This is a genomic window from Kineococcus aridisoli (assembly GCF_050871885.1).
Taxonomy (GTDB): Bacteria; Actinomycetota; Actinomycetes; order Actinomycetales; family Kineococcaceae; genus Kineococcus.
The window spans coordinates 1-23,040 of sequence record NZ_JBJLSF010000080.1; the positions used below are offsets into that span (position 1 = coordinate 1).

The window sequence follows — 23,040 nt, forward strand, 5'->3', positions numbered from 1 at the left end:
GCCCGGTGGGCCGCCCCCCTCTCGTGCGCTGCTGCGCCGCCGGGTGCTCCCCGGCGTCCGTCAGCCCTCGAACTTGTAGCCGAGCCCGCGCACCGTCACCAGGTGCCGCGGGTTCGCCGGGTCGGGTTCGATCTTCGCCCGCAGCCGCTTGACGTGGACGTCCAGCGTCTTGGTGTCGCCGACGTAGTCCGAGCCCCACACGCGGTCGATCAGCTGCACGCGGGTGAGCACCCGGCCGGCGTTGCGCAGCAGCAGCTCCAGCAGCTCGAACTCCTTCAGCGGCAGCGGCACCCGCTCCCCGCGCACCGTCACCACGTGCCGGTCGACGTCCATGCGGACCCCGCCCGCCTCCACGGTCGTCTGCACCAGCTCCTCGGGCTCGGCGCCGCGGCGCAGCACCGCCCGCACCCGCGCCAGCAGCTCGCGGGAGGAGTAGGGCTTGGTGACGTAGTCGTCGGCGCCGATCTCCAGGCCCACGACCTTGTCGATCTCGGAGTCCTTCGCGGTGAGCATGATGACCGGCACGCTGGAGCGCGTCCGCAGCTGCCGGCAGACCTCGGTGCCGGGCAGGCCCGGCAGCATGAGGTCGAGCAGCACCAGGTCGGCGCCGGCCTTGTCGAACTCCTCCAGGGCCTCGGGACCGGTTTCGGTGACCGCCACGTCGTAGCCCTCCCGCCGCAGCAGGTAGGACAGCGGGTCGGAGAACGACTCCTCGTCCTCCACCACCAGGATGCGCGTCACGGTCGGACCTCCACAGGGGTCTGCGGCGCCGCGCGGTCTGCTGGCGACGCCGGATCGGAGTCGGCGCCACGCCCCGGGCGCCGGTTCGGGTCGGTGCCGCCACCCGCGGGGGGCGCGGCGGCCGCGTCGGCGGGCACCTCGGCGGTCGGGTCGGGCAGGCGCAGGGTGAAGGTGGACCCCTCGCCCTCGGCGCTCCAGACCCGGACGTCACCGCCGTGGTTGCCGGCCACGTGCTTGACGATCGACAGCCCGAGCCCGGTGCCGCCGGTGGAGCGGGAGCGGGCGGGGTCGACGCGGTAGAAGCGCTCGAAGATGCGGTCCAGGTCGGCGGGGCTGATGCCCACGCCCCGGTCGGACACCGCGATGTCGACGGTGGGCACCACCCCGTGCTCGGCCCCGGTCGCCTGCCCGCTGCTGCGGCGCACCTCCACGACCACCCTGCTGCGCTCGGGCGAGTAGGCCAGGGCGTTGTGCACGAGGTTGCGCAGCGCCGTGACGAGCAGCTCGCGGTCCCCGCGGACCTGCAGGCCGCGCGTGCCGGCGACGACGACCTCGGAACCGCGCTGCTGGGCGACGCTGCCGCTGCGGTCGATCGCCTCGGCCACCAGGGAGTCGACCTCGAGCAGCTCAGGGCGCACCACGTTCTCGGCGGCCTGCAGCCGCGAGAGGTCGATGATCTCCTGCACGAGCGCCGACAGCCGGGTCGCCTCCCGGCGCATCCGGCGGGAGAAGTGCCGCACGGCCTCCGGGTCGTCGGCGGCCTCCTCGACGGCCTCCGACAGCAGCGACAGCGCCCCCACGGGGGTCTTCAGCTCGTGGCTGACGTTGGCGACGAAGTCGCGGCGGGTGGCCTCCACGCGGCGGGACTCGGTGCGGTCCTCCAGCAGCAGCAGCACGTGCCGGGCGCCCAGGGTGGTGACCCGGGCCAGCACGACCGCCGGCGGGCGGCCGAGCCCCGCGGCGAGCTCCATCTCGTACTCGCGCACGCGCCCGTCGCGGCGGCAGGCGCGCACGAGCTCGCGCAGCTGCGGGTCGGCCAGCTCCCGGCCGGTCACGACGCCGCTGGCGTAGGCGGCCGCGCTGGCCTTGACCACCTCGTCGTCGGCGGCGAGGACGACGGCCGAGGAGCGCAGGGCCATGAGGACGTCGCTGACGCCGGGCGGCAGGCCCCCGGCGGGCGGCGGCGCGGAGCGGTCGCGGTGCTGCAGGCGCTCGGAGACGCGGAACGCGAAGACGCCCGCGGCACCGGTGAGCACACCGATCGCCGCGGCGATCGACTCGGAGAACTCGCCCAGCACCGCACCAGCGTACGGTCGTCGTCGAGACCCGCCTCGCCGGCGCGGGCCCCGTGCAGCCGGGCGGGCCGAGATGTTCACCTCTCGGGTGGCGCTCGTTCACCCCCGGCTGGGAGCCTCGGAGCACACACCCGGCCGCACGATCCGCACGGCGGACGTACGGCGGACCCGACCCGGAGGTCACCGCAGTGCGCAACGTCTACCACGACGAGCTCGACGGACTCGTCCAGACGCTCGTCGAGATGACCCAGCTCGCCGAGTCGGCGATCACGCGGGCCACGACCGCCCTGCTGGACGGGGACCGCGAGCTGGCCGAGACGGTCATCTCCGCCGACACCCGCATCGACTCGCTGCAGCGCGACCTGGAGGAGCGGGCGGTGCGCGTGCTCGCGCGCCAGTCGCCCGTCGCCACCGACCTGCGCGTGGTCGTCACGGCCCTGCGGATGAGCTCCAGCCTGGAGCGGATGGGCGACCTGGCCCGCCACGTCGCCAAGCTCGCCCGGCTGCGCTACCCGGACCTGGTGGTCCCGCCCGAGCTGCGCGCCACCATCCTGCAGATGGGGCAGGTGGCCGAGCGGATCGTGGCCAAGGCCGGCAGCGTCATCGCCGGCCGCGACGTGCGCCGCGCCGCCGAGATGGAGCTCGACGACGACGAGATGGACCGCCTGCACCGGGTGGTCTTCGAGCAGCTGCTGGCGCGGACCTGGGACCACCCCACCGAGGTCGCCGTGGACCTGACCCTGTGCAGCCGGTACTACGAGCGCTTCGCCGACCACGCCGTCTCGGTGGCCAAGTCGGTCGTCTTCCTGGTGACCGGATCGCACGACGAGGACGTTGCGGCGCAGACGGTCTGAGCGCCCGCCGCCGCGGGCGGGGCGGGGCCGCCACCGCGGGTGTAGCGTCGGCGGAGTGATCACCCGGCGGCCTGCGCGGCGGCGCGCGGCGGGCCCGGCACCGCTGGTCCTGGGCCTGGCGGCGCTGCTGGCCGGGTGCGGCGGGGAGGACGTCCCCGACCCCTCCCCGACCACGACGACGACCCGGCCCACCGGCACGGCGACGAGCGCCCCGGCGACGACGACCTCCCCGAGCCCCACGGGCCCGGGGTTCGACTGCCCGTCGGTGGACGCGGCCCAGAGCGCCCTCGACGACGCGTTCGCCGCCGAGCTGGAGCGGCTGGACATCGGCCGCGGCGACCCCCGCGCCCAGTCGGTGTACGTCCTGGTCACCACGAGCGAGGGACCCGCCTACTACGCCGCCGTCCTCGCCGCCGCCCCGCCCGAGCAGGCCGCAGACGCCCGGCTGGTGCTGGACTACTACCAGCGGCTGGCCGCGCGGGCCGGGGCCCTGGACGCCGGGGACGGCTCCAGCGAGGACCTGGTGACGGCGATGGACCGCCTCGACGAGGCCGCCGCCGCGGTGAGCACCGACCCGGCCGCGGGCACCCAGGTGGTCGCCGCCCAGGAGCGGCTGCAGGCGGCCGTGGAGGCGGCCTGCGCGTCGCCGACCGCGAGCACCAGCACCGCCACGAGCACCGCCACGAGCACGGGTGGCGGCGCGGAGCCGGCGGCCCCCGGGACCGCTAGCGCCGGGTGAGCTCGGCCAGCAGCCGGGCGATCTGCACCGCCGCCCGCTGCTGGTCGAAGTCGCGGGCGCGCGCCGGGCCCAGCCGGGCCTTGCGCCGCAGCGGTGCGGGGTCGCGGCAGAAGGCGAGGACGGCGTCGGCCAGCGCCTGCGGGTCCTCCACCGGCACCAGGTCGCCGACCTCGCCGTCGCGCAGCACGTGGCGCGGCCCCGTGGGGCAGTCGGCGGCGACGACGGGCGTGCCGTGCGCGAGCGCCTCGAGCAGCACGAGGCTGCCGTTGCCCTCGTAGCGCGAGGACAGCACGAAGAGGTCGGCCCCGGCCAGCAGGGCCTGCAGGTCGCCGACGTGGCCGGCGAAGTCGACGCGGCCGCCCAGGCCCAGCCGCTCAGCCTGCGCGCGCAGCCGCTCGTCCTCCTCGCCCGCGCCCACGAGCACGAGCTCGACGTCGCCCCCGGCGGCGACGACGAGCGCCAGCGCGTCGAGCAGGACGTCGAAGCCCTTCTGGGCGGTCAGCCGGCCGGCGGCGACCAGGCGGGTGCGCCCGGAGGTGGAGCGCACCGGTCCGCCCTGCGCGGCGACGGCGGCCAGGCGCGCGTCGACGTCGATGCCGACGTCGGCCACGTGCACCCGGTCGGCGGGCAGGCCCACCTCCAGGACGTCGTCGACCAGGCCCGGCGAGACGCACACGGCAGCGTCGACGCGCCGGTGCACGGCCGTCAGCGCCGGGCGCAGCCGCGCGGGCGTCCACGCCGCGACCGCCCGCGGCAGCGAGCTCTGCACGAGCACGACGAAGGGGGTGCCGGTGGCGCGGGCGGCCAGCCAGCCGAGGAGCAGGCCGTAGCCGACCTCGCTGCCGGAGACGACGACGTCGGCGCGGCGCACGTGCCGCAGCACGTTGACCAGCACGCGCGGTGCGGCGCTGCGGAAGCGCCGCACCTGCGCGCTGCCCCAGCGGGTGTCCAGCCGCGGGTCCGGCTCCAGCATCGGACCGTCGGGCTCGACGTTCTCCAGCACCAGGAAGCGCACCCGGGCGCCCAGGTCCTGCCAGCGCCGGGCCAGGTCCAGGGAGACCCGCAGGCCGCCGTTGTCGCGCAGCGCCCCCTCGACGACCAGGACGCGGGGCCCGGGCCCGCTGCTCGGCCCGCTGCTGCTCGGCTGGGTCACCGCTGCGTCAGCGGCCCTGGTTGGCGACCGCCGCCGCGGCGGCCGCGGCGGCCTCCGGGTCCAGGTACTGCCCACCCGGCACGGTCGGCGTGAGGTCCGCGTCCAGGCGGTACACCAGCGGGATGCCCGTGGGGATGTTCAGCCCGGCGATGTCGGCGTCGGAGATGCCGTCCAGGTGCTTGACCAGCGCGCGCAGCGAGTTGCCGTGGGCGGCGAGCAGGACGGTCTTGCCGGCGCGCAGGTCGGGGACGACGCCCTCCTGCCAGTAGGGCAGCATCCGCGCGACGACGTCGGCCAGGCACTCGGTGGCCGGCATGTCGGCGCCCAGGCCCGCGTAGCGGGGGTCGCCGTCCTGGGAGAACTCCGAGCCGGCCTCGATGGCCGGCGGCGGGGTGTCGTAGGAGCGGCGCCAGAGCATGAACTGCTCCTCGCCGAACTCCGCGAGCGTCTGCTTCTTGTCCTTGCCCTGCAGGGCGCCGTAGTGGCGCTCGTTGAGCCGCCAGGAGCGGCGCACGTCGATCCAGTGGCGGTCGGCGGCGTCCAGGGCCAGGTGGGCGGTGGTGATGGCGCGGCGCAGCACCGAGGTGTGCACGACGTCGGGCAGCACGCCCGACTCGACCATCAGCTTCCCGCCCCTGCTGGCCTCGGCCCGCCCCTTCTCCGACAGGGCCACGTCGACCCAGCCCGTGAAGAGGTTCAGGGCGTTCCACTCGCTCTCGCCGTGGCGGAGGAGGACGAGGGTGTGCGCCGCTTCGCTCATGGGCCGCACCCTACCGAGCGGCCTCGCCGCGCCTCTCGCGCGCCCGCTGCAGCACGGCCTCGCGGTACACGCGCAGGGTCGCCTCCGCGGTGGCCCCCCAGCCGAAGGCCTGCGCGCGGCGCGCGGCGCGCTCGCCCATGGCGGCGCGGCGGGCCGGGTCCTCCAGCAGCCCGGCGAGCACGCGCGCCCAGGTGCGGGGGTCGTGGTCGCCCACGAGCGTGCCGGTCCCCCGCCCGTCGGCGTCGTCGGCCACCGCGGTGCGCAGGCCCCCGACGGCGGCGGCCACCACGGGCGTGCCGCAGGCCTGCGCCTCCAGGGCCACCAGCCCGAAGGACTCGTTGTGCGAGGGGACGGTGACGACGTCGGCGGCCCGGTAGTGGTCGGCCAGCTCCGCGCGCGCCACGGGCGGGGCCAGGCGCACGACGTCGCCCAGGCCCAGATCCTCGACGAGGTCGGCCAGCGCCTCCGGGTGCGCGGTGCCGGAGCCGCTGGGACCGCCGAGGACGATCACCCGCAGCCGCGCGCGCCGCTGCGGCTGCGCGCGCAGCAGCTCCGCGGTGGCCCGCACGAGCAGGTCGGGCGCCTTCAGCGGCTGGATGCGCCCCACGAACAGCAGCACCTCCGCGTCCGCGGGCAGCCCCAGGCGGCGGCGGGCCGCGGCGCGGCCGGGCTCGGGGCGGAAGACGCCCAGGTCCACGCCGGGGGCGACGACGGCGACCTTGGCCGGGTCGGCGCCGTAGAGGTCGACCAGCTCGCGGCGCTCCTCGGCGGTGTTGGCCACGAGGCGGTCGGCGGCGTCGACGACCTGCTGCTCGCCGACGACGCGCCCGTTCGGCTCGGGGACGTCGCCGTCGGCGAGGGCGGCGTTCTTCACCTTGGCCATCGTGTGCATCGAGTGCACCAGCGGCACGTCCCAGCGGTCGGCGGCCAGCCAGCCGACCTGACCGGACAGCCAGTAGTGCGAGTGCACGACGTCGTAGTGGCGCTCCTCGTGGCGGGCGCCGGTGCGCAGCACCCCGGCGGTGAACGCGCACAGCTGCCCCGGCAGGTCGTCCTTGCCCAGGCCCTCGTAGGGGCCGGCGGCCACGTGGCGCACCCGCACGCCGTCGAAGGGCTGCACCAGCGGCGGCTGCTCGGAGGAGGTGCGCCGGGTGAAGACCTCCACCTCCACGCCGCGGCGGGCCAGCTGGGCGGCCAGCTCCAGCACGTACACGTTCATGCCGCCCGCGTCGCCGGTGCCCGGCTGCGCCAGCGGTGAGGTGTGCACCGAGAGCAGGGCCACCCGCGAGACCTCGGGCGTGCGCCCCACGCCTGCTCCCCTCGCTAGTGTCCGCCACGTGCCCCGGCAGTCTGCCTCCCGCGTGCGAGCGGACGCCTCCCGGGCCACCCGCAGCGCCGGGAGCGCCCGCGGCGCCGGGGCGGGCGCGGCGGTGGGGGCGGTCACCCGCGGCACCACCGGCCCGGACCGCCTGCGGCGGGTGGAGCGCTGGCTCGCGCAGACGCAGGGGCGCCGGCTGCGCGACGCGGCCGACCCCCTCGTCGTCGACCTCGGCTACGGCGCCTCGCCGGTGACGGTGACGGACCTGCAGCGCTGGCTGCGGCGGGTGCGCCCCGACGTGCGCGTGGTGGGCCTGGAGATCTCCCGGGAGCGGGTCGAGGCCGCCCGCAGCGCGCTGCGGGAGGTGCCGGGGGCACCCGAGTTCGCCCTCGGCGGCTTCGAGCTGGCGGTGCCCGGGGGCGGTTCGCCGGTGCTGGTGCGGGCCTTCAACGTGCTGCGCCAGTACGAGACCGGGGAGGTGGCGGCCACCTGGGAGCTGCTGCGCTCGCGGCTGGCGCCGGGCGGGCTGGTGGTGGACGGCACCTGCGACGAGCTGGGCAGGCGCGCGAGCTGGATCGCCCTGGAGCGCGAGCGTGGCCCGGTCTCGCTGACGCTGTCGGTGCGCCTGGCGGGGCTGCCGGCGCCCTCGGCCGTCGCCGAGCGGCTGCCGAAGGCCCTCATCCACCGCAACGTGCCGGGTGAGGGCGTGCACGAGCTGCTGCGGGCCGCCGACGCGGCCTGGGCGCGGGCCGCCCCGGCGGGCACGTTCGGGGCGCGCCAGCGCTGGATCGCCACCTGCCGCGAGCTGGCGCGGGGCTTCCCGGTGCTCGACGCGCCCTCGCGCTGGCGCCTGGGCGAGCTGACGGTGGCGTGGGACTGCGTGGCGCCGCGGTGAGGGCGCGCCGAGGGCGCTGCGGGGCGCCGCGCCGGGGGCGCCGCGCGCCTCGGGCATGATCGGCTCCAGTCCGGGACGCTGCGACCCTGCAGCCGGTCGGTGTCGAGGAGGTCACCGTGGCTCGTCCACCGCACGACCGGGCGTCGCGGCCCACCATCCGCGACATCGCCCGCCTGGCGGGCGTCTCGAAGGCCTCGGTCTCGTACGCGCTCAACGACCAGCCCGGCGTCTCCGACGAGACCCGCGAGCGCATCCGGGCCGCGGCGGCCGAGCTGGGCTGGCGGCCCAGCGCGGCGGCGCGCTCGCTGTCGAGCGCGCGCGCCGGCGCGGTCGGGCTGGCCGTGGCGCGCGACCTGCGGCTGCTGGAGGAGGAGCCGTACTACATGCGGCTCATCGCGGGCATGGAGAGCGTCCTGGCCCGCGAGGGGTTCTCGCTGCTGCTGACGGTGGTGCCGGACGTCGGCACGGCCGTCGAGGTGCTGCGCGGGTGGTGGGCCGAGCGCCGCGTGGACGGGGTGATCCTCACCGACCTGCTCGTGGACGACCCGCGGCTGGCGGTGGTGGACGACCTGGGCATCCCGTGCGCGCTGCGCGGCGGCCTGGAGGACGACGTGCCGCTGGGCAGCCACCTGGCCGTCACGGTGGAGTCCGAGGCGGAAGCGGTGGTGGAGGTCGTGCAGCACCTGCTGGCGCAGGGCCACCGCCGCATCGCCCGGGTCAGCGGCCCGACGCAGTTCCTGCACACCTCCCGCCGCGACACCGCCTGGCGGGAGGTGACGCGGGCGCGGCTGGGCCGGGCGCAGCCGGTCGTCGCCGCCGACTACACCTCCGGGAGCGGCCTGGCGGCCACCCGGCGGCTGCTGGCCCGCGCGCAGCCGCCCACCGCGATCGTCTACGACAACGACGTCATGGCCGCCGCCGTCGTGGCCGAGCGGCGCTCGCTGGGCCTGCGCATCCCCGGCGACCTGGCGGTCGTGGCGGGTGAGGACTCCATGCTGTGCCGGCTGGCGGACCCGGCGATCACCTCGCTGCGCCGCGACGTGGTCGCCGACGGGGCGCGCAGCGCGGCGCTGCTGCTGGACGTGCTGGCCGGGCGGACGTCGCCGTCCTGGCCCGCACCGCGCGAGCTGGTGGTCCGGGGGAGTTCGCGGGCGGGCGCGCCGACGCCTTGACGTGAACCGGTTCACCCGGTTCCGCGACCGGGGTGACCACAAGCTGCCGCGCCCGCGGCGCCCTCAGGCCTCCAGCAGGATCGTCGTCGGCCCGTCGTTGACGAGCTCGACGGCCATGTCGGCGCCGAAGCGCCCGGTCGCCACGGGCAGGCCGTGGCCGCGCAGGGCGTCCGCGACCGCGTCGACCAGCGGTTCGGCGACCGCGCCGGGCGCGGCCGCGTTCCACGTCGGGCGCCGGCCCTTGCGGGTGTCGGCGTACAGGGTGAACTGGCTGACCAGCAGCACGCCGGCGCCGACGTCGGCGGCGGCCCGCTCGCCGCGCAGGATGCGCAGCTGGGCGACCTTGCGGGCGATGAGCTCCACCTGCGCGGGCCCGTCGTCGTGGGTGACGCCCAGCAGGACCAGCAGGCCCGGTGCGTCGAGGGCCCCGACCACCTGCCCGTCGACGCTCACGCTGGCGCGGCTCACGCGCTGGACGACTGCTCGCACCGCGATCGCTCTCCCGGGCTCGGGCGGAGCCGTGCGGGGCACTGCTCCGAGGGGGTGGACTTCCGGTGTCGGCCAGGTGGACCTGACGCGACGGCAGGGTTGCGGACCTAGGATCGCCCCGTGCTGGACGTTCCCGTCGTGATCCCCCTGACGCTGCTCGCGCTGGGGGTCTGCGCCGCGGGTGCGCTGGTGCGCCCGCGCCTGGACGCAGCGCTCGTGCTGGGGCTGCTGGCGGCGATCTGGAGCCGGGTCAACCAGCCCGTCGAGGGCAGGGTGCTGCACACCTGGTCCGCCGACCGCGGGTTCACCGAGGCGGACCTGCTGTCCGTGGCGGCGCTGGCCGTGGCGGGCCTCACCCTGCTGCGCTGCGCCTGGCGGGCAGCGCACCGGGTGCGCCGCACCGGCCGGGGCGCGTCCGGCGACGCCGTGGCGCCGGGCGCGCGCTGATCCTCACCAGGGGCCGTAGGGGCCCTGGCTGCCGCCGCGACCACCGCGGCCGCCGCCGTACTGGCGCACGGCCGGGCGGACGTCCACGAGGTAGACCACCGAGGCCACGACGGCGAGGATGCCGAGCAGGCCGAGGTTGGCGAACGGCAGCCCGATGAAGCCGATGGCCGCCGCGACCGCGACGATCGCGACCCAGAAGGTCTTGGTCCGCTTGCCGGCGGCCGTGTAGGCGCCGGCCGGGCGGCGGACCGCGTCGACGAGGGCCCAGACCTCGAGCGCGAACGCCGCGACGCCGAGGACCATGAGCACGCCGTTCTGCACGTTCCCGAGGAGCTCCACGGTGGAACTCTACGAGTGATCAGGGCGCGGAGTTCCGCTCAGCGCCCGAGCAGCTCACCCAGACGGCGGTGCCCGAGCTCCTCGGCGCGCTCGACGCGCTCGCGCGGGCCGGGCACGCCGGCGGCCTCCCAGGAGTCGTCGATCCAGCGCTCGTGCGCGTCGCGCAGGGCGAGCAGGTCGCGGCGCAGCGCGTGCGGGTCGTCACCGGCGCTGGAGCGCTCCAGCGACACCAGCGCACCGGCCAGCGCCCGCGAGGCCGGGCGGTTGCGCACGAGCACCGCGACGAGCACGCCGACCCCCACGCCCACGAGGGTGTCGCCGACCCGGTCGGCGAGCAGGGAGGGCACCGCGGCGCCGCTCGCGCCCAGCCGCGTCAGCAGCAGCGAGAGCGCGGTGATCGCCACCGTGCCCAGCGCGTAGTTGCGCGGCATGCAGAGCTCGACGGCGAACATGCACACCGCGGTGAGCAGCCACAGCCGCGGAGCGCTGGTGGCCAGCGGCACCAGCAGCGCGGCGACGGCCACCCCGACCAGGGTGCCCACCGCGCGCTGCAGGGCGCGCCGGGCGGTGACGCCGGCCGAGGGCGACTGCAGCGCCGCGGCCGCGCCGACCGGCGCCCAGTGGGTGTGGCCGAGGCCGAGCGCCGCGGCGAGCAGGGCGCTCGCGGCGGCGGCGGTGCCGACCCGCGCGGCGGGCACCCGGTGCACCGAGCCCGGCCGCAGGGCCGCGCGCAGCGCACCTGCCCGGGAGGAGCCGACGCGCTCGCGCCCGAGCAGTTCCGCCGCCTGCGCGCCACCGGTGGGCGCCGGCGGCAGCGGCCGGCGCCCGCGCAGCACCGGCAGGAGGGCGCGCAGCGGCTGCGCGGCGTCCGCGCCGGCGCCGTGCAGCACGCGCTCGGCGTGGGCCAGCCAGTGCCCGGCGGGCGTGCGGACGCCGGCGGGGGCGCCGGCGAGGACGCCCCAGGCCTCGTGGACGGCCAGCAGCGCGCCCTGGCGCCGCCGCGGGTCCTCGACGGCCGCGAGCACCGCCGTGGCGGCGCGCGCCAGCGCGCCGCGCTCGGGACCGTCGGGCCGCAGCAGCCCCGGGCTGCAGCTGAGGGCGGTCGCGAAGGCCGCGCCGGCCACCGCGACGAGGACCACCAGCGGCAGCTGCCCGGCGCGCAGCGGCTCCTGGGTGAGCGTGCCGGTGGCGAAGACGGGGATGATGCCCGCCGGCGGCCCGGTGCGGACGGCGTCGGTGACGAGCTTGGCCACCAGGGCGACGAGGGCGACCAGCAGCGCCGGCACGACGACGTCGGCCCACCCCGCCAGCGGCAGCACGGCGCCGACGGCGCCGACGAGGACGGCGAGCGTCAGGCCGAGCCCCGTCCAGGCCTGGGTGCGCAGCCGCCGGGCGTACGGCTCGGTGCGCCCGTAGAGGTTGCTCATGGCGCCGAAGGCCGCGGGCGCGGCCAGCAGGGGCGCGTCGGCGGCCAGCGCCAGGGCCAGCGGGACGGCGAGCGCGACCGTCGCGGTCCCGGCGGCCCACCACGGGTGCGGACCGGGGGCCAGGCGCCCCCAGCCGCGCAGGGCGGCGGCGAGGTGGCGGAGCGGGGTCACCGGTCGAGGTTAGCAGGTGCTTCACCAGTGAAACACCTGTCGACGACCTGCGAAGGAGATCGCGTAGGCTGGGCGGGTGCCCTCCCCCGACGCCGACCAGGTCGACGACGCCCGCGCGGAGTGGGCGCAGGTGCACCCGGACCTGGACACCTCCCCGATGGACGTCGCCGGCCGGCTGCGGCTGGCCGCGGCGGCGCTGGCCCGGGCCGCCGAGGCGCCGGTGCGCGCGGAGGGGCTGACCCGGCCCGAGTTCGACGTCCTCAGCGCGGTGCGCCGCCAGCGGGCACCGCTGACCCCCACCGGCATCGCCGCGGCCACCCTGGCCTCCGGCGCCGCGACGACCAAGCGCCTGGACCACCTCACGAGGACCGGCTACCTGCAGCGCACCCCCGACGCGCGCGACGGCCGCGTGAGCCGGCTGTCGCTGACCGAGGCCGGCACCGCCCTCGTCGACCGCCTGCTCCCGCAGGTGCTCAGCGCCGAGGCCGCCTTCGCGGCGGCCCTGGCCGAGGACGAGCGGGACGCCCTCGCGCGGGTGCTGCGCACCCTGCTGCGCGCCAACCGGGCCTGAGCCCGGCCGGCGCCGTCAGCGCGAGCTGCGCAGCGCGTCCTCGACGGTGACGACGCCCTCGCGGTAGCGCCGGGCGATCTCCTCGGTGCAGGCGTCCATGACCTCCTGCACGCGGTGCCGGTCCCCCGACAGCTCGTGCTCCAGGCTCACGAGGCGCTCGCGCGCGGCGGCCAGCTGCCCGTCGTCCATCGCGGACAGGTCGGACAGGTGCGGGTCGGCGACGGCGAGCTCGGCGCGGCGGCGGTGCTCGCCGACGCGGCTGGGCTCCACGGAGCTGAAGCGGCCCATGCCGTGGTCGGTGCGGCGGGGGTCGGCCAGCACGTCGGTCAGCGACGCGACGAGCTCGGCGTCCGAGCGCGCCCCGTGCGGCTGGACCCCCGGCGCGCCGTCGGCACCGGCGCGGCGCTGCTCCTCGGCGCCCAGCAGGTCCAGCCGGCCCTGCAGCAGGCGGCGGGCGTAGGACAGGTCCGCCTCCTCCTGCTCGGCGAGGTTGCGGTGCTCGCGCAGGGTCTCCAGGTCCATCTCGGCCAGGCCGGCGAGGAACTCGGGCGACAGGACCTGGTCGAGCGCGCGGCGCCCGCCCGCCTGGTACCCGCTGACGTTGTCCTCGCTCATGGCGCCCTCCGGTGGCTGGCTCGCTGACGGCGTTCGCGTCGCGACGGCGTCCGTCGCACCCCGAGTATGACGCACCGGTGGGTGATCAGCCGGTCACGGAGCGACGATGGTCTCCTGCGCCGCGGCGAGGGGGCGCTGCTCGTGCCCCTCGGTGCCCGAACCGGCCACCGCGAACAGCTGCGCGTCCACCGGCAGCGACCGCTTGACGAGCGCCAGCGCCACCGGCCCCAGCTCGTGGTGGCGCGCGGCCGTCGTGACGTGCCCCACGCGCCGGCCCTCGTGCACGACGTCGTCGCCGTGCCCGGGCAGGTCGTGCGAGGAGCCGTCCAGGTGCAGCATCACCAGCCGCCGCGGCGGCCGGCCCAGGTTGTGCACCTTGGCGACGGTCTCCTGGCCGCGGTAGCAGCCCTTGTGCAGGTGCACCGCCGTGCGCAGCCAGTCCAGCTCGTGCGGGATCGAGCGCTCGTCGGTCTCCAGCCCCGGCCGCGGCCGCCACGCCTCCACCCGCAGCGCCTCGGCGGCCCAGGTGCCGGCCAGCCGGCGCCCGCCGACGGCGGCGGCCAGCTCGGCGCGGGGGACGAGGACCTCCCGCCACGGCCGCTCGGCACCCGGGTGCTCCAGGGTCGAGACGGCCGCGTAGCTGGCGGTGTCGGCGCTGCCGCCCTCGTTCGCCGGCACGGCGCCGGGCCACGGGTCGACCCACACGGGCCCCCGGGTGCTGCTCGCCGACCGGCTCGGCTCGGCCAGCACGGCCCACTCGGCGCTGACGTCGGCGATCTCCACGCGCAGCATGAAGCGCATCCGCTCCAGGAAGGCGCGCAGGGCGTCGACGGCACCGGGCTCGACGGTGATCCAGGTGGCCTCGCCGTCCTCGAGCAGGTGCAGGTCGTGCTCGATGCGCCCGGTGGGGCTGAGCACGAGGGTCTCCGTGGAGGTGCCGGCGGGCAGGCCGGTGAGCGCCTGCGTCGTGATGCTGTGCAGCCAGCCGAGGCGGTCCGGGCCGGTCAGGCGCAGCACGCCGCGGTGCGAGGCGTCGACGACGGCCTCGCCGCGCACGAGGGCGCGCTGCTCGCCGGCCGGGTCGCCGTAGTGCCAGGCGACACCGGCGTCCGGCCCCTCGGCGGCGACGGCGCCCGGGGCGTCCAGCAGGGGCGAGCGCGGCGCGGGCGCGGCGCCCGGGTCCGCGCCCGGGGTGGCGGGCGGGGTGGCGGGCGGGGTGGTCACGGGGCTGTTCACGGCTCTCCTCCTCCTGGCCGGCAGCGCGCGCACCGGCCGCGCAGGGCCAGGTGCTGCACGTCGACGGCGAAGCCGGTGCGGGTCAGGACGTCGGCGGCCATCGCGGAGGCCGTCGCCGACGGGGCCTCGGCGACCTCGCCGCAGGTGTCGCACACCAGGTGCAGGTGCCCGCCGTGCTCGACGGCGTGGAACGAGGGCACGCGCCGGTCCAGCTGGGTGCGCCCCACGAGGCCGACGTCCTCCAGCACCGCGAGGGCGCGGTAGACGGTCGAGGGGTCCACAGCCGCTGAACCCCCCTGGCGGTCCAGGTGTTCCGCGACCTGCTCGGCGCTGGCGTGCCCCAGGGCGCGCACCGCGTCGAGCACCCGCCGGCGCTGCGGCGTCAGCCGCAGGCCGCGGGCGTGCAGCGCCCGCCCCAGCTCGGTGTCGGTCACCGCGGGCACCGCGGGCTCAGGGCACCCGCTTCAGCCGGGCCGAGGCGTAGCTGCGCATCGGGTGCCCGTCGAGGGTGACGTCCAGCGCCCACAGCAGGTCGCCCTCGACCAGGCCGTACATGCGGGTGGCGGCCGTGTACTCGTGCGCGGTCGTGGTGCGGGCCACCACGTCGGTGGACAGGTCGATGCGCGGGCCGCGGGCGGTGCCCACGAGCACCTCCACGACACCGGTGGGGTGGGCCAGCAGGACCTCCAGCTCCACCGGCCGCGGCCCGTCGGCCGGGGCGGGGGCCTCCAGGTCGACCGGCTGCGGGCGCCAGTAGCCCGTCTCGACGTCCAGGGGCTCGCGGGTGCGGCCCTGCTCGTCGAGCACCCACGTCGTCGAGGTGTAGCTGAGGAAGTCGCGGCCGTCGTGGCCGAACTCCACGACCTGCCCGAAGCGGGTGTCGGCGTCCCCGCGCGCGGGGTGGCCGAGGACGCCCGCGCCCTCCCAGCGGCCGAGCAGCCAGGACAGCGGGACGAGGGACAGCGGGGTGTCGGTGCGCAGCGGCAGTGCCACGGGTCAGCGCTGTCCCTTGTAGAGGCGGTACACCACGAAGCAGGCGAACCACGCGATCACGATGCTCGCCGCGATGAGCAGGACGAGGAAGAACACTTCGAGGGCGTGCACGTGCCGAGCCTACCCGCGCACCCCGGGCCGGGCGGCGCGGTGCGGCGCGGCTCACACCGCGCGCGGGCGGGGCGCCGCGGCGCCGCCCGCGGGTCCTCAGAGCAGGACCAGGCGCCCCACGAGGTAGGCCCCGCCGCCCGCCAGGGCGACCGGCGCGGCCGCGACGGCCAGCGCCGCGGGCAGGGCGTGCACCGCGGGCAGCCGCGCCACCTGGGCGCGCCAGGCGGCCACGAGCAGCCCCGCGCCCAGGCCGGCCACGAGCCCGGCCAGCCCCCAGCGCGGGTGCGAGAGCACCCCGGCGCCGCCCAGCAGCACGACGAGGGTGGCGGCGAACCAGCCGGTGGCCGCACCGGCGACCAGGGCGACCGGCCCGGCCACCCGCAGCGGCCAGCTCGTCGCGCAGACCGCGCCGGCGGTGACGACGGCCGCCAGCACGACGGGTGCCAGCGGCGGGCCGGCGTAGGTGGAGGGCACGGCCACCCACGCCGCGGCCAGCACGACGACGGCCTGCCCGGTGACCGCGCCGGTCACCGACTCCACCAGGCGCGGGCGGCCGTCGGTGCGCAGCAGCTGGTGGACGAAGGCCGCCAGCAGCGACATCGCCGCCACCGCCGGCAGCACGTCCAGCACGCCCGTGGAGCGCGTGCCCTCCAGCCGCCCGGTGCGCGCGCCGAGCGCGGCGGCCGCGGCGGCGGCGAGGGCGACGGCGGCCAGCAGCGCGGTGGTGCTGCGCCGGGCCGGCAGGTCGAGCAGCTGCGGCCACCCGGCCGCCACCAGCGCGCCGACGAGCACGACCGCCAGCGCCAGGACACCGGCCGGCGCGAACGACGCCAGCGCCAGCAGGGCGGCCAGCGCGAACGTCGCCGTCACGGTCGCGGAGGAGCTCACGGGCGCGATCCTCCCACCGCCGCCCCCGCGCGGTGCGGCTGCGGTCGCGGTGACCTCGTCGCTTCGCCGACACGCGTAGGCTGCGCACCGTTATCCTGCAGACCTCGTGGGCTGCACGCGCCGCGGCCTCCGGGCCGGCGGGCGCGCGAGGCGGCCCGCGGCACGAGCGAAACGGAGGGCGGGACGCCCGGTGGCCCAGATCCTCGTGCTGACGAACGCGCTGACCCCCTCCACGGAGGTGCTGCCCGCGCTCGGCCTGCTGCCCCACAGCGTCCGGGTCCTGCCGGCGGAGGCCTCCGTCCTCGTCGACGAGCCGACCTCCGACGCGGTGCTCGTCGACGGCCGCCGCGAGCTCGCCGCCGCGCGCTCGCTGTGCCGGCTGCTGCGCACCACGGGCCTGTCCCAGCCGCTGCTGCTGGTGCTCACCGAGGGCGGGATGGCCGCCGTGGCCGCCGACTGGGGCGCCGACGACGTGCTGCTGGACACCTGCGGGCCGGCCGAGCTGGACGCCCGGCTGCGGCTGGCGGCGGGCCGGCTGCGCCGCCCGGCGGAGGAGGGCGACGGCGCCGCGCCCACCGAGATCCGCGCCGGTGACGTCGTCATCGACGAGGCCGCCTACTCCGCGCGCGTGCGCGGCCGCCAGCTGGACCTGACGTACAAGGAGTTCGAGCTGCTCAAGCACCTGGCCCAGCACCCCGGGCGCGTCTTCACCCGCGCGCAGCTGCTGCAGGAGGTCTGGGGCTACGACTACTTCGGCGGCACCCGCACCGTCGACGTCCACGTGCGGCGGCTGCGCGCCAAGCTCGGCGCCGAGCACGAGAACGCCATCGGCACGGTGCGCAACGTCGGCTACCGCTTCGTCTCCAGCGGCCGCGAGGCCGGCGCGGAGGACGGCCTCGAGCTGGACGCGGCGCTGACCGGGCCGGCGGCCCGGGACGAGGAGGCGACCGCGCGCGGCGACGAGGACGGCGCCGGCGGCGCGGGCGCGCCGCCGGCGGGCCCGCGCCCGGTCCGCAGCCCCGCCCCCCGGCGCTGAGGCGGCGCGGCACCCGTGGACACCACCCCGGCGCACACCCCGGCGCACGCCCCGGCGACCACCTCGCTGACCGCCCTGGCCGAGGACGCGCGCGAGCGCGTGCTGCAGCTGGCGCAGGCCGCCTCCGCGGCCGACGCGGCGACGGCGCTGTCGGAGGACGCGACGCTGCGCCTGCGCGCCACCGACGGCACGGTCACCCACCTGCTGCGCCACGACGACGGCGGCGTCCTCGTCGGCTACGCCCAGCTGGTCGGCCGGGCGGCCACCGCCCCGGGCGGGCGGGCCGCCGCCGGCGCGACCCCCGCCGACGTCGAGGGCGAGCTGCTCGTGGACCCCGCCCACCGCCGCCGCGGGCACGGGCGCGCGCTGCTGCGGGCGGTCGACGCGGCCGCCCCCGGCTCGCGGGTGCTGCTGTGGTCGCACGGCGACACCCCGGGCGCCCGGGCGCTGGCGGCCTCGGCCGGCTGGCGCCGCGAGCGCGAGCTGCTGCGCATGGAGCGGCCCACCGCGGGGCTGGCCGACCTGGAGGTCCCCGCGCTGCCGGAGGGGGTCGTGGTCGACGCCTTCCGGCCCGGCGCGGACGACGAGGCGTGGACGGCGCTCAACGCCGCCGCCTTCGCCGGCCACCCCGAGCAGGGCCGCTGGAGCGTGCGGGACCTGCGGCTGCGGCTGGCCGAGCCGTGGTTCGACCCCTCGGTGTTCCTGCTGGCGCGCACGCCGGGCGGCGCCCTGGCGGGCTTCTGCTGGATGAAGGTGGAGGCCGCCGCCGCGGAGCTGTACGTGCTCGGCGCGGCGCCGGCGCACGCCGGGCGGGGCCTGGGCCGGGCGCTGCTGGTGCGCGGCCTGCGGGCCGTGGCCGCGCGCGCGGACGTGCCGCCGACCGTCGAGCTGTACGTGGACGGCGACAACGCGCCCGCCCTGCGGCTGTACGAGCGGCTGGGGTTCGCCCGCGCCGCCGTCGACGTGCAGTACGCCTCCCGCTGAGGCGCTCCCGCAGCACGCCCGCCACCGGGCCGTTCAGGGGCCGTTCACCCTCCCGCCCCCGCCCCGGCACCTCGAACCCGCAGGTCAGCGCGGTGGCGGTGGCGGTGGCAGAATCGACGGCATGACGGCCACGACGCGAGCCAGCGCCCCCCTGCCCGCCGTGACCCCCGCCGAGGAGCCGCTGGAGCTGCCCGAGGACCGCTTCGCCGACCGCGAGGTCTCCTGGCTGGCGTTCAACGAGCGCGTGCTGCAGATGGCCGAGGACCCCGACACCCACCTGCTGGAGCGGGCGCGGTTCCTGTCGATCTTCGCCAACAACCTCGACGAGTTCTTCATGGTCCGCGTGGCCGGCCTCAAGCGCCGGATCGCCACCGGGCTGGCCGTCACCGCCGCCAGCGGCCTGGAGCCGCGGGAGGTGCTCGACGCGATCAGCGCCCGCGCCCACGAGCTCACCCAGCGCCACGCGGCGGCCTTCCTGGACGGGGTGCGCCCGGCGCTGGCCGAGGCCGGCATCACGGTCGTGCACTGGGACGAGCTGGCCGCCGACGAGCAGCTGCGCCTGCACGGCTTCTTCCGCGACCAGGTCTTCCCGGTGCTCACGCCGCTGGCCGTGGACCCCGCGCACCCGTTCCCGTACATCTCCGGGCTGTCGCTGAACCTGGCCGTCGTCGTGCGCAACCCGACGACCGACAAGGAGCACTTCGCGCGGGTCAAGGTGCCGCCGCTGCTGCCGCGCTTCGTGGCGGTCGAGGGGGCCGACGGCCTGGACTCGCGCCGGGCGCGCTTCGTGCCGCTCGAGGACGTCATCGCCGTCCACCTCGACCAGCTGTTCCCGGGCATGGAGGTCGTGCAGCACCACACCTTCCGCGTCACCCGCAACGAGGACCTCGAGGTCGAGGAGGACGACGCGGAGAACCTGCTGCAGGCGCTGGAGAAGGAGCTGCTGCGCCGCCGCTTCGGCCCGGCCGTGCGCCTGGAGGTCGCCTCCGACATCGACCCGCAGGTGCGCGAGCTGCTGGTGCGCGAGCTCGGCGTCACCGAGCAGGAGGTCTACGAGCTGCCCGAGCCGCTGGACCTGCGCGGTCTCGGCGACATCGCCGACCTGGACCGCCCGGAGCTGAAGTACCCCAAGTTCGTCGCGCGCACCCACCGCGACCTCACCGACGGCGCCGAGACGGCCAAGCCGTCGGACGTGTTCGCGGCCATCCGCAACCGCGACGTGCTGCTGCACCACCCCTACGACTCGTTCTCCACGAGCGTGCAGGCCTTCCTGTCGCAGGCGGCCGCCGACCCCAAGGTCCTGGCGATCAAGCAGACGCTGTACCGGACCTCGGGCGACTCCCCCATCGTCGACGCCCTCATCGACGCCGCCGAGGCCGGCAAGCAGGTGCTGGCCCTGGTGGAGATCAAGGCGCGCTTCGACGAGCAGGCCAACATCACCTGGGCGCGCAAGCTGGAGCAGGCCGGCGTGCACGTCGTCTACGGCCTCGTGGGGCTGAAGACGCACGCCAAGCTCAGCCTCGTGGTGCGCCAGGAGGCCGGCGGGCTGCGCCGCTACTGCCACGTCGGCACCGGCAACTACAACCCCAAGACCGCGCGCCTGTACGAGGACCTCGGCCTGCTGACCGACGACCAGCAGGTCGGCGAGGACCTGACCCGCCTGTTCAACCAGCTCTCCGGCTACGCGCCGAAGACGGCGTACAAGCGGCTGCTGGTGGCGCCGCGCTCGCTGCGCACCGGGCTGGTGGACCGCATCGACCGCGAGATCGACAACCACCGGCAGGGCCTGCCCTCGGGGGTCCGCATCAAGGTCAACTCCATCGTCGACGAGGTGATCATCGACGCGCTGTACCGCGCCTCGCAGGCCGGCGTGCCGGTCGACGTCGTGGTGCGCGGGATCTGCGCCCTCAAGCCGGGCGTGCCGGGCCTGAGCGAGAACATCCGCGTGCGCAGCATCCTGGGCCGCTTCCTGGAGCACAGCCGGGTGTTCTGGTTCGCCTCCGGCGGCGACCCGGTCGCCATGATCGGCAGCGCGGACATGATGCACCGCAACCTGGACCGCCGCGTCGAGGCCGTCGTGCGGCTGACCGACCCGCGCCACGTGCGGGAGATCTCGCAGCTGCTGGACGAGTGCATGGCCGACGGCACCAGCTCCTGGCACCTGGGGGCGGACGGCACCTGGACGCGCCACCACCGCGACGCCGACGGCCGTCCGCTGACCGACCTGCAGGAGCACATCATCGCCACCCGCCCGGGCCGCCGCCCGAGCACGCGCCGTCGTCGGTGAAGCCGCTGCGCGAGGCCGCGGCGGGCGCCCCGCCCGCGCCCACCGGCTCCGGGCCGGTGGACGTGGAGGCGGCCGGCTGCGTCGTCGTCCGCCCCGCCCGCGGCGGGGCGGCGGGCGGCGACGCCGCGGGCGGTGCGGTCGAGGTGCTCCTGGTGCACCGGCCGCGCACCGCGACCCGCGCACCCGACTGGTCGTGGCCGAAGGGCAAGCTCGACGAGCAGGAGCACCCCGCCGTCGCGGCCGTGCGCGAGACCGCCGAGGAGACCGGGGTGCGCGTGCACCTCGGCGTGCCGCTGCCCGAGCAGCGCTACGCGGTCTCCGGCGGCCGCCGCAAGCGGGTGCGCTACTGGCTGGCGCGCCCGGTGCCCGCGGGGCGCGGCGGGGGGCCGGACCCGGCGCCGGACCCGGTGCTGGACGTGGAGCCGGCCGGGCCCGAGGAGGTCGACGAGACCGCCTGGGTCTCGCCGCAGCGCGCCCGCGAGCTGCTGACCTACCCCGACGACGCGGACCTGCTGGCGGCGGCGCTGCCCGGGGACGCGCTGCCGCCGCCGACGTGGCCGCTGGTCGTGCTGCGCCACGCCCGCGCCGTCAAGCGCGCGGACTGGGCCGGTGAGGAGGGCGTGCGCCCGCTGCTGGAGCGCGGGCACGCCCAGTCGCGCGCCCTCGCCCCGCTGCTGGTCTGCTTCGACGTGCGCTCGCTCGTCACCTCGCCGTGGGCGCGCTGCGTGCAGACGGTGCTGCCGGCGGCCGAGCTGGCCGCGGCGCCCGTCGTCGTCGAGGACCCCCTCACCGAGGCGGCCCACGCCCGCGACCCGCGCGCGGCCGCGGACGTGGTCGCCGGGCTGCTGGCCGAGGGCGGCGGCGTCGTCGTCTGCTCCCACGGACCGGTGCTGCCGACCCTGCAGGCGGTCGTGGCGGCGCACGCGGGCACCGAGCAGGTGCGCGGCGCGCTCACCGGCCGCCTCGCCAAGGGCGAGCTCGTCGTGGCCCACGTCAGCGGCCGCGGCAGCGCCGCCCGGGTCGTCGCCGCCGAGCGCCACGCCTGCTGACCGGCCCCGCCCGATCGCCCCGCCACCCGTGCGGCCGCGTCCGACCCGGTGACAGCGCGTCACCGCCCTCCCGGTCGCCGGCGGTCCCGCGTCCCCCGTCCGCAGCAGCACGCGGTCACCGTCCGTGCACCTGCTGACTCGTTCACCTGCGTGTCGTCACCCGTCCGCCGAGTCGGCACCCGAACGACCTGCCTGGTTAACGCCTCGTTCACCTGCGCCGGGCACACGCGTCACTTCGGCTGCCTACCGTGCGACCACGTCGGACCCCGCGCTGGCGCTACCGCGCGCCCGCCCGTCGATCGAAAGCGAGCTCAATCCGTGAACCGCACCCTCCGTCGTGCAGCCCTCCCCGCCGCCCTGGCCCTCTCCTTCGGCCTCGCCGCGTGCAGCGGGTCCAACGAGGAGACGACCACCAGCGGCTCGGGCAGCAGCGAGTCCTCCTCCTCGTCGTCGCTGAGCGGCTCCCTGAGCGGCGCCGGCGCGAGCACCCAGACCGTCGCGCAGCAGACCTGGGCGGCCGGCTTCCAGGAGGCCAACCCGGACGTGACCGTGAACTACGACCCGGTCGGCTCCGGCGGCGGCCGCGAGCAGTTCCTCTCCGGCGGCGTGCCCTTCGCGGGCTCCGACGCCTACCTGAAGGACGAGGAGCTGGCGACGGCGCAGGAGCGCTGCAACGGCGGCAACGCGATCGACCTGCCGGTCTACGTCTCCCCCATCGCCATCGCCTACAACCTGCCGGGCGTGACCGACCTCAAGCTCGCCCCCGACACGATCGCCAAGATCTTCCTGGGCCAGATCACCACCTGGAACGACCCGGCCATCGCCGCGGACAACGCGGGCGTCACCCTGCCGGCGACCCCCATCACGCCGGTGCACCGCTCGGACGACTCGGGCACCACCGACAACTTCACCGACTACCTGCACACCGCGGCGCCGACGGTCTGGACCGCCGAGCCCGACGGCGTGTGGCCGGTCCAGAGCGGCGAGGCCGCCCAGGGCACCTCCGGTGTCATCCAGGCGCTGCAGGGCGGCGAGGGCACCATCGGCTACGCCGACGAGAGCCAGGTCACCGACGAGCTCGGCACCGTGCAGGTCAAGGTCGGCGAGTCCTACGTCGGCCCGACCGCCGAGGCCGCCGCGGCCGTCGTCGACGCCTCCACCGAGGTCGAGGGCCGCCCCGAGGGCGACATCGCCATCGAGCTGGACCGCGCCACCACCACCGCCGGCGCCTACCCGGTCGTCCTGATCTCCTACGCGATCGCCTGCTCCAGCTACGAGGACGCGGCCGAGGGCGAGATGGTGAAGGCCTACATGACCTACATCACCAGCGAGGACGGCCAGCAGGCCGCGGCCGAGCAGGCCGGCTCCGCGCCGATCTCCGAGGACCTCCGCTCCAAGATCAAGACCTCCCTGGACATGATCAAGTGATCCACCGACGGCGGTGGGACCGGGTCGACCCGGTCCCACCGC

24 protein-coding genes are annotated in these 23,040 nt (G+C 77.0%); 11 read left to right on the plus strand and 13 right to left on the minus strand.

Features of this window, described 5'->3' with window-relative positions; all coding sequences use genetic code 11:
• Window positions 1–60: 60 nt before the first annotated feature.
• Both ACRYM2_RS18135 and ACRYM2_RS18140 read right to left on the minus strand, forming a co-directional pair.
• On the minus strand, window positions 61–741 hold the full coding sequence (locus ACRYM2_RS18135) for a winged helix-turn-helix domain-containing protein (RefSeq protein ID WP_166616392.1): 681 nt from the start codon (window positions 739–741) through the stop codon (window positions 61–63).
• Window positions 738–2,039 (minus strand): sensor histidine kinase, encoded by a 1,302-nt coding sequence (locus tag ACRYM2_RS18140; RefSeq protein WP_432523832.1) that lies wholly within the window; start codon window positions 2,037–2,039, stop codon window positions 738–740. The genes ACRYM2_RS18135 and ACRYM2_RS18140 overlap by 4 nt, the downstream gene beginning before the upstream one ends.
• 185 nt (window positions 2,040–2,224) lie before the next feature.
• Here ACRYM2_RS18140 and phoU point away from each other — a divergent pair, with 185 nt between their 5' ends.
• Both phoU and ACRYM2_RS18150 read left to right on the plus strand, forming a co-directional pair.
• Entirely contained in the window at window positions 2,225–2,890 is a 666-nt protein-coding gene (gene phoU / locus ACRYM2_RS18145; RefSeq protein WP_432523833.1) for a phosphate signaling complex protein PhoU, read from the plus strand.
• A gap of 55 nt (window positions 2,891–2,945) precedes the next feature.
• Window positions 2,946–3,629 carry a hypothetical protein gene (locus ACRYM2_RS18150; RefSeq protein WP_432523834.1) on the plus strand — a complete coding sequence of 228 codons (684 nt, stop codon included), beginning with the start codon at window positions 2,946–2,948 and terminating at the stop codon, window positions 3,627–3,629.
• On the opposite strand, the gene ACRYM2_RS18155 is transcribed toward ACRYM2_RS18150, so the two are convergent.
• The 3 genes from ACRYM2_RS18155 to mshA are packed head-to-tail and all read right to left on the minus strand — an operon-like array spanning window position 3,616 to window position 6,851.
• Window positions 3,616–4,782 carry a glycosyltransferase gene (locus ACRYM2_RS18155; RefSeq protein WP_432523835.1) on the minus strand — a complete coding sequence of 389 codons (1,167 nt, stop codon included), beginning with the start codon at window positions 4,780–4,782 and terminating at the stop codon, window positions 3,616–3,618. The genes ACRYM2_RS18150 and ACRYM2_RS18155 overlap by 14 nt on opposite strands.
• A 7-nt stretch (window positions 4,783–4,789) precedes the next feature.
• Complete coding sequence (locus ACRYM2_RS18160; protein WP_432523836.1) at window positions 4,790–5,542, minus strand: phosphoglyceromutase; 753 nt, start codon at window positions 5,540–5,542, stop codon at window positions 4,790–4,792.
• A 10-nt stretch (window positions 5,543–5,552) separates the two neighbouring features.
• Window positions 5,553–6,851, minus strand: a complete 1,299-nt coding sequence (gene mshA / locus ACRYM2_RS18165) for a D-inositol-3-phosphate glycosyltransferase (protein ID WP_432523837.1) — start codon at window positions 6,849–6,851, stop codon at window positions 5,553–5,555.
• 28 nt (window positions 6,852–6,879) lie between these two features.
• Between mshA and ACRYM2_RS18170 the strand changes: the two genes are divergently transcribed.
• Entirely contained in the window at window positions 6,880–7,755 is an 876-nt protein-coding gene (locus ACRYM2_RS18170; protein ID WP_432523838.1) for a class I SAM-dependent methyltransferase, read from the plus strand.
• A 116-nt stretch (window positions 7,756–7,871) separates the two neighbouring features.
• Window positions 7,872–8,927, plus strand: a complete 1,056-nt coding sequence (locus ACRYM2_RS18175) for a LacI family DNA-binding transcriptional regulator (protein WP_432523839.1) — start codon at window positions 7,872–7,874, stop codon at window positions 8,925–8,927.
• 63 nt (window positions 8,928–8,990) lie between these two features.
• On the opposite strand, the gene dtd is transcribed toward ACRYM2_RS18175, so the two are convergent.
• Window positions 8,991–9,416: a D-aminoacyl-tRNA deacylase gene (gene dtd, locus ACRYM2_RS18180; RefSeq protein ID WP_432523840.1), complete on the minus strand. Its 426-nt coding sequence runs from the start codon at window positions 9,414–9,416 to the stop codon at window positions 8,991–8,993.
• Between the two features lie 120 nt (window positions 9,417–9,536).
• Here dtd and ACRYM2_RS18185 point away from each other — a divergent pair, with 120 nt between their 5' ends.
• Window positions 9,537–9,863 carry a hypothetical protein gene (locus ACRYM2_RS18185; RefSeq protein ID WP_432523841.1) on the plus strand — a complete coding sequence of 109 codons (327 nt, stop codon included), beginning with the start codon at window positions 9,537–9,539 and terminating at the stop codon, window positions 9,861–9,863.
• 3 nt (window positions 9,864–9,866) lie between these two features.
• Here the strand turns inward: ACRYM2_RS18185 and ACRYM2_RS18190 are convergent, their stop codons facing one another.
• Complete coding sequence (locus tag ACRYM2_RS18190; protein ID WP_432523842.1) at window positions 9,867–10,202, minus strand: DUF2516 family protein; 336 nt, start codon at window positions 10,200–10,202, stop codon at window positions 9,867–9,869.
• Between the two features lie 38 nt (window positions 10,203–10,240).
• Complete coding sequence (locus tag ACRYM2_RS18195) at window positions 10,241–11,800, minus strand: FUSC family protein (RefSeq protein WP_432523843.1); 1,560 nt, start codon at window positions 11,798–11,800, stop codon at window positions 10,241–10,243.
• 76 nt (window positions 11,801–11,876) lie between these two features.
• On the opposite strand from ACRYM2_RS18195, the gene ACRYM2_RS18200 reads away from it, so the two are divergent.
• Complete coding sequence (locus tag ACRYM2_RS18200) at window positions 11,877–12,371, plus strand: MarR family winged helix-turn-helix transcriptional regulator (RefSeq protein ID WP_432523844.1); 495 nt, start codon at window positions 11,877–11,879, stop codon at window positions 12,369–12,371.
• Between the two features lie 15 nt (window positions 12,372–12,386).
• On the opposite strand, the gene ACRYM2_RS18205 is transcribed toward ACRYM2_RS18200, so the two are convergent.
• From ACRYM2_RS18205 to ACRYM2_RS18225, 5 genes are all read right to left on the minus strand, one after another.
• Window positions 12,387–12,986 (minus strand): RsiG family protein, encoded by a 600-nt coding sequence (locus ACRYM2_RS18205; protein WP_432523845.1) that lies wholly within the window; start codon window positions 12,984–12,986, stop codon window positions 12,387–12,389.
• A gap of 93 nt (window positions 12,987–13,079) precedes the next feature.
• Complete coding sequence (gene ygfZ, locus ACRYM2_RS18210) at window positions 13,080–14,222, minus strand: CAF17-like 4Fe-4S cluster assembly/insertion protein YgfZ (RefSeq protein ID WP_432523846.1); 1,143 nt, start codon at window positions 14,220–14,222, stop codon at window positions 13,080–13,082.
• On the minus strand, window positions 14,219–14,656 hold the full coding sequence (locus tag ACRYM2_RS18215) for a Fur family transcriptional regulator (RefSeq protein ID WP_432523847.1): 438 nt from the start codon (window positions 14,654–14,656) through the stop codon (window positions 14,219–14,221). Before ACRYM2_RS18215 ends, ygfZ begins: the two co-directional genes overlap by 4 nt.
• Window positions 14,657–14,672: 16 nt before the next feature.
• Entirely contained in the window at window positions 14,673–15,215 is a 543-nt protein-coding gene (locus ACRYM2_RS18220) for a nitrobindin family protein (RefSeq protein WP_432523848.1), read from the minus strand.
• A 207-nt stretch (window positions 15,216–15,422) separates the two neighbouring features.
• On the minus strand, window positions 15,423–16,214 hold the full coding sequence (locus ACRYM2_RS18225; protein WP_432523849.1) for a hypothetical protein: 792 nt from the start codon (window positions 16,212–16,214) through the stop codon (window positions 15,423–15,425).
• Window positions 16,215–16,404: 190 nt separating this feature from the next.
• Between ACRYM2_RS18225 and ACRYM2_RS18230 the strand changes: the two genes are divergently transcribed.
• The 5 genes from ACRYM2_RS18230 (at window position 16,405) to pstS (ending at window position 22,998) form a co-directional block, all read left to right on the plus strand.
• Window positions 16,405–17,250, plus strand: coding sequence for a winged helix-turn-helix transcriptional regulator (locus ACRYM2_RS18230; protein ID WP_432523850.1), 846 nt, complete (start codon window positions 16,405–16,407; stop codon window positions 17,248–17,250).
• 15 nt (window positions 17,251–17,265) lie between these two features.
• Window positions 17,266–18,234, plus strand: a complete 969-nt coding sequence (gene mshD, locus ACRYM2_RS18235) for a mycothiol synthase (protein WP_432523851.1) — start codon at window positions 17,266–17,268, stop codon at window positions 18,232–18,234.
• Window positions 18,235–18,355: 121 nt separating this feature from the next.
• Window positions 18,356–20,521 (plus strand): RNA degradosome polyphosphate kinase, encoded by a 2,166-nt coding sequence (locus tag ACRYM2_RS18240; protein WP_432523852.1) that lies wholly within the window; start codon window positions 18,356–18,358, stop codon window positions 20,519–20,521.
• Complete coding sequence (locus tag ACRYM2_RS18245; RefSeq protein WP_432523853.1) at window positions 20,518–21,570, plus strand: NUDIX hydrolase; 1,053 nt, start codon at window positions 20,518–20,520, stop codon at window positions 21,568–21,570. The genes ACRYM2_RS18240 and ACRYM2_RS18245 overlap by 4 nt, the downstream gene beginning before the upstream one ends.
• Window positions 21,571–21,888: 318 nt before the next feature.
• A complete protein-coding gene (gene pstS / locus ACRYM2_RS18250; protein WP_432523854.1) occupies window positions 21,889–22,998 on the plus strand; it encodes a phosphate ABC transporter substrate-binding protein PstS in 1,110 nt (369 codons plus the stop codon).
• Window positions 22,999–23,040 lie beyond the last annotated feature (42 nt).